Source organism: Nocardia amikacinitolerans, from assembly GCF_900215415.1.
In the GTDB taxonomy this organism is placed as follows: Bacteria; Actinomycetota; Actinomycetes; order Mycobacteriales; family Mycobacteriaceae; genus Nocardia; species Nocardia amikacinitolerans.
On the sequence record NZ_OBEG01000008.1, the window covers coordinates 212,007 to 224,327 of the forward strand.

General features: G+C 71.1%; 10 protein-coding genes. 6 read left to right on the top strand and 4 right to left on the bottom strand.

Annotation, left to right across the window (positions count from 1 at the left end; genetic code table 11):
- The first annotated feature begins 7 nt into the window (after positions 1-7).
- The 4 genes from CRP45_RS30285 (at position 8) to msrB (ending at position 4,252) form a co-directional block, all read left to right on the top strand.
- Positions 8-769 (top strand): pyrimidine reductase family protein, encoded by a 762-nt coding sequence (locus CRP45_RS30285; RefSeq protein WP_097248060.1) that lies wholly within the window; start codon positions 8-10, stop codon positions 767-769.
- Between the two features lie 32 nt (positions 770-801).
- Positions 802-2,358, top strand: a complete 1,557-nt coding sequence (locus tag CRP45_RS30290) for an alpha/beta hydrolase (RefSeq protein ID WP_097248061.1) — start codon at positions 802-804, stop codon at positions 2,356-2,358.
- A gap of 95 nt (positions 2,359-2,453) precedes the next feature.
- Entirely contained in the window at positions 2,454-3,812 is a 1,359-nt protein-coding gene (locus CRP45_RS30295) for a glycosyltransferase family 87 protein (RefSeq protein ID WP_245910590.1), read from the top strand.
- The gene (gene msrB / locus CRP45_RS30300; RefSeq protein ID WP_067779651.1) at positions 3,809-4,252 is read left to right on the top strand and encodes a peptide-methionine (R)-S-oxide reductase MsrB; all 444 of its coding nucleotides are present in this window, start codon (positions 3,809-3,811) and stop codon (positions 4,250-4,252) included. Before CRP45_RS30295 ends, msrB begins: the two co-directional genes overlap by 4 nt.
- Before the next feature lie 147 nt (positions 4,253-4,399).
- Here the strand turns inward: msrB and hemQ are convergent, their stop codons facing one another.
- From hemQ to hemE, 3 genes are all read right to left on the bottom strand, one after another.
- Positions 4,400-5,095, bottom strand: coding sequence for a hydrogen peroxide-dependent heme synthase (gene hemQ, locus CRP45_RS30305; protein ID WP_097248063.1), 696 nt, complete (start codon positions 5,093-5,095; stop codon positions 4,400-4,402).
- A gap of 186 nt (positions 5,096-5,281) precedes the next feature.
- A complete protein-coding gene (locus CRP45_RS30310; protein ID WP_097248139.1) occupies positions 5,282-6,628 on the bottom strand; it encodes a protoporphyrinogen oxidase in 1,347 nt (448 codons plus the stop codon).
- A gap of 155 nt (positions 6,629-6,783) precedes the next feature.
- Positions 6,784-7,839 carry a uroporphyrinogen decarboxylase gene (gene hemE, locus CRP45_RS30315; protein ID WP_097248064.1) on the bottom strand — a complete coding sequence of 352 codons (1,056 nt, stop codon included), beginning with the start codon at positions 7,837-7,839 and terminating at the stop codon, positions 6,784-6,786.
- A gap of 204 nt (positions 7,840-8,043) precedes the next feature.
- Here hemE and CRP45_RS30320 point away from each other — a divergent pair, with 204 nt between their 5' ends.
- Together CRP45_RS30320 and CRP45_RS30325 are read left to right on the top strand one after the other, a co-directional pair.
- Positions 8,044-8,595 carry a DUF3000 domain-containing protein gene (locus CRP45_RS30320; protein ID WP_245910612.1) on the top strand — a complete coding sequence of 184 codons (552 nt, stop codon included), beginning with the start codon at positions 8,044-8,046 and terminating at the stop codon, positions 8,593-8,595.
- A gap of 22 nt (positions 8,596-8,617) precedes the next feature.
- On the top strand, positions 8,618-9,886 hold the full coding sequence (locus CRP45_RS30325; protein WP_067779634.1) for a ribonuclease D: 1,269 nt from the start codon (positions 8,618-8,620) through the stop codon (positions 9,884-9,886).
- 400 nt (positions 9,887-10,286) lie between these two features.
- Here CRP45_RS30325 and dxs read toward each other — a convergent pair whose 3' ends face one another.
- Positions 10,287-12,185, bottom strand: coding sequence for a 1-deoxy-D-xylulose-5-phosphate synthase (dxs, locus tag CRP45_RS30330; protein WP_097248066.1), 1,899 nt, complete (start codon positions 12,183-12,185; stop codon positions 10,287-10,289).
- Positions 12,186-12,321: the final 136 nt, after the last annotated feature.

Genomic DNA, 12,321 nt, shown 5'->3' on the forward strand with positions numbered 1-12,321 from the left:
TGACTTCATGCAGCGTATCCACAATGCGATCCAGCTCACAGAGCTGAGTCGCGAAGACCTCGCCATGCTCTACGCCTATCCCTTCGACCTCCAGGCCCCTTGGGTCCGCGCGAATTTCGTCGCCAGCATCGACGGCGCCGCGACCAGCGAGGACGCGACCGCGGGCCTCGGCACCCCGGCCGACAAAACGGTGTTCATGCTCCTGCGCGAGCTCGCCGACGTGGTCCTGGTCGGGGCGGGCACCGTCCGCGCGGAGAACTACGGCGGCGCGCGCACCAGCGCGACCCGCCGCAGGGAGCTCTACGACCGCGGGCTCGGCGGGCATCCGGACGGGGCGCCGCCGCCGATCGCGGTGGTCACCGCCAGCGCCGCCCTGGAACCGGGCTGCCGCCTGTTCACCGACACCGCGGTGCCGCCGCTGATCATCACCACCAGCATCGCGCCCGCCGACCGCAAGCTGGCACTCGCCGAAGCGGGCGGCGTGGTGATCGAGGCGGGCGGCGTCGCGGTGACGCCGAAGGGCCTGCTCGCGGCGCTCGCCGAGCGCGGGCTGACCCGGGTGCTGTGCGAGGGCGGGCCGCACCTGTTCGGCGAACTGCTGGAGGCCGACGCGATCGACGAGCTGTGCCTGACCACCGCGCCGGTGCTGGTCGGCGGCACCGCGCGGCGAATCTCGCTGTCCGCGCACGAGTTCCGGATGCCGATGGAGCGCAGGCACATCGTGCTCGACACCGACGGCACGATGCTGACCCGATGGGCCCGTCGGTGAAACACGGCTTCGAACCTGGCAGGCTGTAGCGCATGCGCTGGACTCGAGCCGCCGTGCTGGCCTCGGCACTGTCGATGATGATCGCCGGATGCGGTGCGGGCCCGTCCGATCGTCCCGTCGTCGCCGTCGAGCATCCGGCCGTCGGCGGCGCGGAGACCTCGGCGTCGACCCCGCCCCCGCCGCCGAACGCCGAGGTGCCCAAGACCGACCTGAGCTGGCGCGAGTGCACGAAGCCGACCCTCGATCTGCTCGGTCTCGGCCCCGCCCCCGCGGGTCTGGTGCTGGAGTGCGCGGAGTATTCCACGCCGATCGATGCCGCGGGCAGCGTGCTCGGCAGCTTCCGCACCGGCGCGATGCGGGCCCGTCTCGCCCAGACCCCGACCGATGTCGCACCGCTGGTGCTGACCTCGGGCACGGACCGCTCCTCCACCGCGACGCTCGCCGGCTTGGCCGTCGGGCAGGCGAGCGCGCTGCTCGGCGCGCGCCCGATCGTCGCGGTGGACCGGCGCGGCCTCGGCACCTCCCAGCCGATCGACTGCCTGCCGCCCGACATCCGGCGCGGCCTCGCGGACAACGCCCAGTTCGGTCCCGACGCGGCCGATCCGGTGCAGGCGGTGGCCGCGCTGAGCCGGGAGGCCACCATCTCCTGCCGCGATTTCCTGCAGCCCTACGAGGGCACCTTCGACGCGCCGCACGCGGCCGACGACATCGAACAGCTGCGCAGGCAGTGGCAGGTCGAGCACATCGACCTGCTCGGCACCGGCAACGGCGCGCGGGTCGCGCTCAGCTACGCGCGCAAGTTCGGAGATCACCTGGCGCGGCTCGCGCTCGACTCCCCCGAGGCCGTCGGCGCCGACTCGGTGACCGCCGAGGAGCACCGCCTGCAGGGCGCGGAGGCGGCGCTCACCGCGTTCGCCCAGCGCTGCACCGGGCTCGGCTGCTCGCTCGGGCCCGACCCTCGCGCGGCGATCACCGACCTGGTGCGCAGGGCCGGCGAGGGCGGTCTCGGCGACATCTCCGCCAACGCGTTGCTCACCACGATCAGCGGCTTCCTCGGGTCGCCGCGCGCCGATCAGGCCAACCGGATCACCGAACTGGCCGACGCGCTCTCGGCGGCTGGGCGCGGCGACCGGGCCGCGCTCGGCAACCTGGTGTTGCGCGAATCGGCGGCAACCGCCAGCGACGGCCAGTTCGTCAACCGCTGCACCGACATTCAGCAACCGCCGACCCCAACCAAGGCGACCGAGCTGACGGCGGCATGGGGCCAGAAGTACCCGGTGTTCGGCCGGAGCGCGGCGATCGCGCTGATGGGCTGCTCGGCGTGGCCGGTCGCCGGCACACCGCCGCTGCCGGAGAAATTCACCCTTCCGGTGCTGGTGCTCGGCGGTATCGCCGACCCGGTGGTCGGCAACGGCGGTCAGGCCTCGGTGACGGGCGCGCTCGGCGCCGCGGGCGCACGTCACGCGTCGACGACCTGGCAGGGCTGGGGGCACCCGGTGTTCACCCACTCGGGCTGCGCGCAGCGACTGCTGCTCGACTACCTGAAAGAGGCGCGGCTGCCGCAGGACGGCAGCGCCTGTCCGGCCTGAACGCGCCGGTCATAGCCTGATTGCATGGGCTGCGTCGCCGCGCCGAGACATATCCCGGCAACCTATCCGCCGCCCATCCGGTGTACCGTGCCCCAGTGTTACTTCGACAGCTCGAGCCCCGCACCGCTCGCACCACCGCCGAGGTGATCAAGTTCGCACTCTGGCCGCTGGCGGTCATGACGGTGCTGAATAGGGTATTCATCAAGGCTGTCAACGGGTTCATCACCGACGACTACAAGCCGGTCTACAACGCCTCGCTGGCCTTCCTCAACGGCCGCCCGGTCTACACCGCCAACTTCGATTCGGTGGACCCGCACTACCTGTATCCGCCGGGCGGCACGCTGCTCATCGCGCCCATCGCGCTGATCGATCCGGAGAAATCGCGTTGGTGTTTCATCCTGCTGAACGCCGCCGCGATCCTGCTCGCCTGGTATCTGCTGCTTCGACTGTTCAAGTACACGCTGAAGTCGGTGGCCGCGCCCGCGCTGCTGCTGGCCATGTTCATGTCCGAGACGGTCATCAACACACTGGTCTTCACCAATGTCAACGGCTGCATCCTGCTGGCCGAGCTGCTGTTCCTGCACCTGTTGCTCGCGCGGCGCGATCTGTGGGCGGGCGCGATACTCGGAGTGAGCATCACCGTGAAACCCACGCTGGCGCCGCTGGTGTTGGTCGCGGCGGCGCGCGGGCAGTGGAAGGTGTTCATCACCGCCATCGGTGTGCCGATCGCGCTCACCGCGATCGCCTGGCCGCTGCTGAAGGACCCTGAGCAGTTCTTCACCAGGACGCTCCCCTACCTGCTGGAGACCAGGGACTACTTCAACAGCGCGATCGCGGGCAACGCCGCCTACTACGGTCTGCCGGACGCGTTGACCTGGGGCATCCGCCTCACCATGGCCGGTCTGGTGGCGATTTCGCTGTGGATCCTCTACCGCTACTACCGCGAAGACGAGCTGTTCTTCGTCACCACGTCGTCGGGTGTGCTGCTCACCGCGGAGTTCCTGCTGACCGGCCTCGGCCAGATGTACTACTCGATGATGCTGTTCCCGTTCCTGATGTCGGTGGTGCTGCGCAACTCCGTGCTGCGCAACTGGCCCGCCTGGCTGGCGATCTTCGGGTTCATGTCCTACGACAAGTGGCTGTCGGACCGCTGGCAGAGCTTCGGACGCAACCTCGAGTACCTGCGCATCACGTTCGGCTGGGGTCTGCTGCTCATCGTGGTGTTCTGCGTGCTCGGCGATCGCTATCTGGCCGCCCGCCGGGAAGGCCGCCTGCCGTTCGGCATCGATCCCGTGTGGATGCGGACCGCGCCCGACAGTCGTCACGGCGCCGAGGCGGATGTGGCGGACGAGTCCGTCGCGGCCACCGCCGACCGAGCGCAGGCCCCGGCTTCGCCCAGGTCAGCCAACGGGTCGGCGCCCGCCGAGGAGAAACGTATTAGCGTGGAGCAATGAGTTCCGACGCCGAAACGTCTCTACCCGCGCCACGACTCCAGCTGACGCCGCAGCAGTGGCGCGCCAAGCTGGATCCCGAGGAATACGCGGTGCTGCGCGAGGCCGCGACCGAACGACCCTTCACCGGTGAGTACACCGACACCAAGACCGAGGGCGTGTACAGCTGTCGCGCCTGCGACGCCGAATTGTTCCGCAGCACCGAGAAATTCGAGTCGCACTGCGGGTGGCCATCGTTCTTCGATCCGGCGAAATCCGACGCGGTGATCCTGCGTTCGGACAATTCGCTGGGCATGCACCGGGTCGAAGTGCTGTGCGCGAATTGCCACAGCCACCTCGGCCACGTGTTCGAGGGCGAGGGCTATCCCACGCCCACCGACCAGCGCTATTGCATCAACTCCATCGCTCTGCGGCTGCACCCCTCGGACAGCGCAGCCGGGTAGCCGACCGAACGCTCAGCGCAGAATACGGGTCCGAGGACCTGCCGTGCATGCCCCGAATCCTCGGGGCATGCGGGGTGTTCGCCGCGTCCGGGCCCGGTCGGCAATCGAGCGGGTCGGGCCCGACCTCGTCCAGGCGCCCGTCGGCGCTCAGGGCAGCGCGGCGATGAGCTTGTCGACCTCGACTCGCGGACCGGTGAAGAACGGCACCTCTTCGCGAACGTGCAGGCGCGCCTCGGTGGCTCGCAGGTCGCGCATGAGATCCACGATCCGGTGCAGTTCCGGCGCCTCGAAGGCGAGGATCCACTCGTAGTCGCCGAGCGCGAACGAGCTCACGGTGTTGGCGCGCACGTCCGGGTAGCCGCGGGCGGCCTTGCCGTGGTCGGCCAGCATCTTGCGACGGTCCTCGTCGGGCAGCAGGTACCACTCGTAGGAGCGCACGAACGGGTACACGCAGATGTAGTTGCCCGGGTCCTCACCGGCCAGGAACGCCGGGATGTGGCTCTTGTTGAACTCCGCGGGGCGGTGCAGCGCCACGTTGCTCCACACCGGGGCGCTGGCCCGGCCGAGTTCGGTGGTCCTGCGGAAGTCCGCGTACGCCGCCTGCAGGTCCTCGACCCGCTCGGCGTGCGTCCAGATCATGAAGTCGGCGTCGGCGCGCATGCCCGCCACGTCGTAGATACCGCGCACCACCACGTCGCGCTCGGCGAGCCCGTCGAAGAACGCGCGCGCCTCCTTGACGGCCGCCTCGCGGTCCTCGCCAAGCACGCCCGGCTGCACCTGGAACACCGAGAACATCAGGTAGCGGATGGTGGAGTTGAGAGCTTGATAGTCGAGTCGCGCCATGTTTCCTATCGTGCCACTGGGGTGGATTCACTCGACCGCGCGGGGCGGCGGAGACGTGGTGGTCGACGCCCTCCTGGCCGACGCCGTGCTATTGGGTGCCGATGGGCCGAGTCACGACTTCGGGCGGGCACACCCGAGACGGCGGGCTCATCGACGTCAGCCCGCCCGCACCTCGTGGCGGCACGATCAGGCCAGAGATTCGGCGATGCGGCGCGCGGCGTTCTCCCCGGAGGCGACGCAGGCCGGGACGCCGACGCCGTGCAGGTATCCGCCTGCCAGCGCGAGGCCGTCGAGATCGGCTGTGGCGGACTCGATCTCGGCGATGCGGTCGACGTGGCCGACGGCGTACTGGGCCAGACCGCCCGGCCAGCGCTGCACGATCGCCTCTTCGGGATCGATGACCGCGCCGGTGACGGTGGCCAGGTCTTCGGTGGCGGCGGCGATCAACTCGGCGTCGGACCAGGACAGCGGGGCGTCGTCGCCGAACTTGCCGAACGAGGCGCGCACCAGCGCGGTCTTGCGCTCGGCCAGGTGCGGCCACTTGCGACTGGACAGCGTGAAGGCCTTGGCGCGCAACGATTCTCCGGTCGCCACCAGGATGCCGGAGTTGTCCGGCAGCGCGGTGTCCCTTGGCAGCGACAGCGCGACGACGACCGAGGAGGACAGCTCGATCCCCGCGGCCGCGTCCGCCGCGCGCGGCGCGACATAGCGCAGCAACCTGGCGGTGACCGGCGCGGGGGTGGCGAGCACCACCGCGTCCACCAGACCGAGCGGATCGAGGACCCAGCCGCCGGTGGCGCGGGCGAGCCGGGTGGCGGGTGTGGCGGTGACGAAGCGGGCGGCCGCGGCCTCCGCCAGCGCGTCCAGCAGCACCCGGTACCCGTCGCGGATGCCGCCGAAGACCGGGGCGTCCGACGGCGGCGGCAGCGCGGCGGCCACGGCGTGGGTGAGGCTCGGCGCGCCCGCGTCCAACGCGGCGGCCAGGCCGGGCAGGGCGGCGCGGACACCGATGGAGCGGGAGCTGCCCGCGTAGACCCCGCCGAGCAGCGGGTCGACGCTGCGCTCGGCGACCTGTGCGCCGAACCGGTCGGCGACCAGGCTGTACACGTCCAGGTCGGCGTCCGGGTACCAGGTCAGTGCGCGCTGGGGTTCGGCGGCGACCCGCGCCAGCGTGTCCTCGTCGACCAGGCCGCGCAGCGACTCGGCGTCGGAGGGAATGCCCATGAGGGTGCGCGGCGGCAGCGGGTGCGCCTCGCCACCTGCCCAGACGAGGGGACGCCGCCCGGCGGGTGTCACCAGCTGGTCGGTCAAGCCGAGTTCGCCGAGCAGCGCGGGCACTTCCGGCCTGCGCCCGACGAACGCCTCCGCCCCCAGATCCAGTGGCTCGCCGCCCATTTCACCGGTGTGCAGGATGCCGCCGAGCCGTTCTGCGCGATCGAGCACCACGATGTCGGCGTCCGCGCCGAGCCGCGTGCGCAGCCGGTACGCCGCAACGAGACCACTGATCCCACCGCCGACAATCGCGATCCTCATGCTTGCGACGGTATCCCGTTCGCCGCCCGTTTCCGCCGCCGCCCCGCTGTCCGCTTCGTCACGCCCGGCGGCCGCGACACCCACAGGCCCGCTCGCGCGCCGCAGATCCGCGCCGCCATTACGTCGAGCAACGGCGCAGGCCAATGGGACGGGTTCTAGAGTTCGTGGACGAGCTCGACCAGAGCGGTGAGCACACCCGGGTCGGTGTCCGGCAGAACACCGTGGCCAAGGTTGAAGATGTGGCCCGCGGCGCCCATCGTGATGGCCTGATCTGCCTCGCGGGCGATCCGCCTTGCCTCGGCTTCGACGGCCTCGGGACCGGCGAAGAGGATGGCCGGATCCAGGTTGCCCTGCAAGGCTTTTCCGGCGCCGACGCGGCGGACCGCCTCGGTCAGCGGGACCCGCCAGTCGACGCCGACCACGTCGGCGCCCACCTCGCCCATGGCGCCCAGCAATTCGCCGGTGCCGACGCCGAAGTGGATGCGCGGCACGCCCGCGTCGGCGATCTCGGCGAAGACCCGCTCGGAGTGCGGCAGCACGAAGGTGCGGTAATCGGCCAGCGACAGCGCGCCTGCCCAGGAGTCGAACAGCTGTACCGCGTCCACGCCGGCGGCCAGCTGCGCCTGCAGGAACACGATGGTGATGTCGGTGAGCGCGCCGAGCAGTTCGTGCCAGGTCTTGGGGTCGGCGTGCATCATCGCCTTGGTGCGCTCGTGGTGCTTGCTCGGCCCGCCCTCGACCAGGTACGAGGCCAGGGTGAACGGCGCGCCAGCGAAACCGATCAGCGGGGTCTGGCCGAGCGCGTCGGTGAGCAGTCGCACGCCTTCGGTGACCGCGTGCACCTCCTCGGGCCGCAGCCGGGGCAGCGCGCGCACGTCGTCGTGGGTGCGCACCGGCGCGGCGACGACGGGGCCGACGCCGGGCACGATGTCGAGGTCGATACCGGCCGCCTTGAGCGGAACGACGATGTCGGAGAACAGGATCGCCGCGTCGACGCCGTGCCTGCGGATCGGCTGCATGGTGATCTCGCACACCAGCTCCGGGTCGAAGCAGGACTCCAACATGCCGATGCCCGCGCGCAGTTCGCGGTACTCGGGCAGCGAACGTCCGGCCTGGCGCATGAACCACACCGGGCGCCGACTCGGGGTGGCGCCGGTGGCGGCGGCCAGGAACGGGGCGTCGGTCAACCGGCGGCGAGTGTAGGTGCTCATCACCGCTATCGTATGCGCGCCCGGCGGGCGGCAACGGACCGGCCGAACCGGGCCGTCGCGGGCACTGAGCGGCGCGCCTCCGCCCACGCCGGGTGCACAAGGTCTACCGTCGCTTTTGTGACACCGCTCGACTTCCGCGACGGCGCCGCACCGACCGAAGGCCCCCAAGGCGAACCTGCTCCATTTCGCGCCGCGGTCGAGGCGATGGGCACCGCAACTGTGCATCCTCGGATCGAGCTCGCGCCCATCCGGCCGCCGCAACGCCTCGCGCCGTTCTCCTACGCCGTCGGCGCCGAAGTCAAACATCTCGAGACGCCCGTGGTTCCGGTCGATTCCGAGGGTGACGCGTTCGGCAGGCTGATCCTTTTGCACGACCCGGACGGCGACGACGCCTGGCACGGGGTGTTCCGTCTGGTGGCCTACATCCAGGCCGACATCGACGCCGCGCTCGCCACCGACCCGCTGCTTCCAGAGGTGGCCTGGAGCTGGCTCGTCGACGCGCTCGAGTCGCGGACCGAGCCGTTCACCGCGCTCGGCGGCACCGTCACCTCGACGAGTTCGGTGCGCTACGGCGACATCGCGGGCCCCCCGCGCGCCCACCAACTGGAGCTGCGCGCCTCGTGGACCGCGCTCACCACGGAGATGCGTCCGCACGTCGAAGCGTTCTGCGAGGTACTGGCCTATTCGGCGGGTCTGCCGCCCGCGGGAATCACCCATCTGCGCCCGCAGTCGTATACCAGCAACGACCACAACTGACCACAACGTAAAGTTCAGGTCTATGCCGGTAGGAGACCAGCCCGAAGACGGGCGCGCGGGAGACAGCACAGCGGAACCTCTGCTCGCCCCCGTCGATGGAGTGCCGCCGGTTCTGGCCACCGCGGACGAGGTCGCCGCGGCGGCGGCGAAGCTGGCGACGGGCACCGGTCCGCTCGCGGTCGACGCCGAACGCGCCTCGGGCTTCCGTTACTCCGCGCGGGCCTACCTGATCCAGCTGCGCCGTGCGGGCGCGGGCACCTTCCTGATCGACCCGATCCCGGTGACGGACGCGCTCGCGCCGCTGGCCGAGGCGATCAACGACCTGGAGTGGGTGCTGCACTCGGCCGATCAGGATCTGCCGGGACTCGCGGAACTGGGGCTTCGTCCCGCGCGGTTGTTCGACACCGAACTCGGCGGCAGGCTGGCCGGATACGAGCGGGTCGGGTTGGCCGCGATGGTCGAGAAGCTGCTTGGACGGGCGCTGCGCAAGGGCCACGGCGCCGCCGACTGGTCGACCCGCCCGCTGCCCGCCGACTGGCTCAACTACGCCGCGCTGGACGTGGAGCTGCTGCTGGAGCTGCGCGCCAAGGTCGCCGCCGACCTGGAGGTGCAGGGCAAGACCGATTGGGCGGCACAGGAATTCGAGCACATCCGCACCACCGAACCGCCCGCGCCCAAGGCCGACCGCTGGCGGCGCACCTCCGGCATCCACACCCTGCGCCGCGCGCGTCAGCTCGCCGTCGTGCGCGAGCTGTGGACGACGCGGGACGCGCTGGCCCGCGCCCGTGACGTCGCGCCCGCGCGCATCCTGCCCGACTCGGCCATCGTCTCCGCGGCGACCGCCGACCCGCGCACCATCGCCCAGCTGCGCGCGCTGCCGGTGTTCGGCGGCCCGCGCCAGCGCCGGTATTCGCGGGAATGGCTCGGCGCCATCGATCGCGCCCGCGCGCTGCCGGACAGCGAGCTGCCGCCGCTGACCCAACCGTTCGACGGTCCGCCCCCGCCGAACCGCTGGGAGCGCCGCGACCCGATCGCCGCGGCCCGCCTGGCCCGCGCCCGCGCCGCGATGGGCGAGCTCTCGCTCGAGCACGCCATCCCGGTCGAGAACCTGCTCTCCCCCGACCTGGTCCGCAGACTGTGCTGGGACGGACTGCCGGAATACGATCGCGGCGACACCGCCGAGCTCGCGGCCGCGGTCGACGGGTTCCTCAAGTCCGGCGGGGCCAGGCCTTGGCAGCGCGAACTCGCCGTTCCTCGCCTCACCATCGCGCTGGCACCGACGCCCGCCTGATCCTGCCCAGCCGAAGGTGCCCACCCGACGCCAATCGGGGCCGCTCGAGCTCGCCGTCTCCGGCTCGCCGCCGCACTCGCGCCGCGTCCGCGTGATCCGCGCCCGCCATGACAGCGCACGCTCGCCGTCCCCCACTAGCGCCGCGTGGGTGCTGACAACCGCCTGGGATCCGGCGCGCGGACGTCGGCGCGATCAGTAGCCATAGCGCCCGCCGCGCGCCCGTGTTCGCCGCTGACGCGGCGCGAACTGGCCAGCCGCAGGGGAGTGTTCCGACGAGTCGGCGTTCCGCCCGTGCTGCCGATCGGCTACTGCTCGGCAGAGCGCGTGTGAACGTTCCCGTGCGCGAGAACGCGCCCCGCGCTCGGTGGTCCGAGGCAGGGCGCGCGGAGATCGCGGGACGTCAGTTGGCGTCGAGCCAGCCGGTGATGCGCCGGGCGATGTCTACGGGGGTGAGGCCGAGTTCCTCGTGGACCTGGTTGCGCGAGGCGTGGTCGAGGAACTGCTGCGGGACGCCGAGGTCGCGGGTGGGGACGTTCAGACCGGAGGAGCGCAGGCGGGCCGAGACGGTCGAGCCGATGCCGCCGTGCAGGCCGCCGTCCTCGAGGGTGACCACCAGGCGGTAGTTCTCCGCGAGCTTCACCACGGTGTCGGAGACCGGCAGCACCCAGCGCGGGTCGATGACGGTGACCGAAACACCTTCCGGCGCAAGCAGATCCGCGACTCGCAGCGCCGTCTCGGCGAACGAGCCGACCGCGACGACCAGCACGTCACCGCGCTGCGCCTGCGCCGAGCCGCCCTCGGCGTCGGGCAGCCGAAGCACGTCAACGCCGTCGAGACGTTCGACCGCCGGGATGTCCTCGGTCACACTGCCCTTCGGGAAGCGCAGCGCCGTCGGCCCGTCGTTCACGGCCAGCGCCTCGCCGAGTTCCTCGCGGAGGGTGGCGGCGTCGCGCGGGGCGGCGACCCGGATGCCGGGGATGATGCCGAGCAGCGACAGGTCCCACATGCCGTTGTGGCTCGCGCCGTCGGAGCCGGTGATGCCCGCGCGGTCGAGCACCACGGTGACGGGCTGCTTCAGCAGCGCCACGTCCATCAGCAGCTGATCGAAGGCGCGGTTGAGGAAGGTCGAGTAGATCGCGACCACCGGGTGCAGACCGCCGAGCGCGAGACCGGCCGCCGACGCCATGGCGTGCTGTTCGGCGATGCCGACGTCGAACATGCGGTCCGGGAACCGCTCGCCGAACGCGGCGAGACCGGTTGGGCCCGGCATCGCGGCGGTGATGGCGACGATGTCGTCGCGCTGCTCGGCGTGCGCGATCAGTTCCTCGGAGAACACCGAGGTCCAGCCGACCGCCTTCGGACCGCCGACGGGACGTCCGGTCAGCGGGTCGATGGGGTCGCACGCGTGCATCTGGTCGGCGACGTGGTTCTCGGCGGGCGCGTAGCCGCGGCCCTTCTGGGTGACCGCGTGCACCACCACCGGACCGCCGAAGTCCTTGGCGCGGCGCAGCGCCGCTTCCATGGCGGCGACGTCGTGGCCGTCCACCGGGCCGACGTACTTGAGCCCGAGATCGCTGAACAGCTCCTGCGGGCTCACGGCGTCCTTGATGCCCGCCTTCACCGCGTGCACCATTGAGTAGGCCGACTCGCCCACCCGCGGAATGCTCTTGAGAATCCGCTTGCCCGCGTCCAGCGCGACCTCGTAGGCGGGCTGGGTGCGCAGCGCGGTGAGCCGCTCGGCGAGGCCGCCGATGGTCGGCGCGTAGGAGCGGCCGTTGTCGTTGACGACGATCACCACCGAGCGGTCCGGCGCGGCGGCGATGTTGTTCAGCGCCTCCCAGCACATGCCGCCGGTGAGTGCGCCGTCGCCGACGATCGCGACGACGTGCCTGCCCTGCCCGGTGAGCTGGAACGCCTTGGCCAGCCCGTCGGCGTACGACAGCGCCGCGGAGGCGTGCGAGGACTCCACCCAGTCGTGTGGGCTCTCCGCGCGGCTCGGGTAGCCCGACAGGCCGCCCTGCTTGCGCAGACCGTCGAACTGGTCCTTGCGGCCGGTGAGGATCTTGTGCACGTAGGCCTGGTGGCCGGTGTCGAAGATCAACGGGTCGGCGGGCGAATCGAAGACCCGATGCAGCGCGATGGTCAGTTCCACCACGCCGAGGTTCGGTCCTAGGTGACCGCCGGTGGCGGCGACCTTCTGCACCAGGAACTCGCGGATCTCCTCCGCCAGCTCCTTCAGCTCGGCCACATTCAGCCGGCGCAAGTCTTCGGGCGTGTCGACCCGGGAAAGCACTCCCACCTGAACTCGCTCCCTCCGGATTTCGCTTCTGATCCGATCAGTCTACGAAAGCGGTGACACTGCCTCTTTCCGACAACTGCCTGTCACCAGCCGACTTCGTCGTGACATGTGAGACTGGACACGCGCGAGCCGGACG

Bases quoted from the DNA above. Each gene is read 5' to 3' on its own strand.
- CRP45_RS30285 (WP_097248060.1), top strand. From the start codon at position 8: ATGCAGCGTATCCACAATGCGATCCAGCTCACAGAGCTGAGTCGCGAA.
- CRP45_RS30325 (WP_067779634.1), top strand. From the start codon at position 8,618: ATGCCGGTAGGAGACCAGCCCGAAGACGGGCGCGCGGGAGACAGCACA.
- hemQ (WP_097248063.1), bottom strand. From the start codon at position 5,095: ATGGCGCGACTCGACTATCAAGCTCTCAACTCCACCATCCGCTACCTG.
- hemE (WP_097248064.1), bottom strand. From the start codon at position 7,839: ATGAGCACCTACACTCGCCGCCGGTTGACCGACGCCCCGTTCCTGGCC.
- CRP45_RS30290 (WP_097248061.1), top strand. From the start codon at position 802: ATGCGCTGGACTCGAGCCGCCGTGCTGGCCTCGGCACTGTCGATGATG.
- msrB (WP_067779651.1), top strand. From the start codon at position 3,809: ATGAGTTCCGACGCCGAAACGTCTCTACCCGCGCCACGACTCCAGCTG.
- CRP45_RS30320 (WP_245910612.1), top strand. From the start codon at position 8,044: ATGGGCACCGCAACTGTGCATCCTCGGATCGAGCTCGCGCCCATCCGG.
- CRP45_RS30310 (WP_097248139.1), bottom strand. From the start codon at position 6,628: ATGAGGATCGCGATTGTCGGCGGTGGGATCAGTGGTCTCGTTGCGGCG.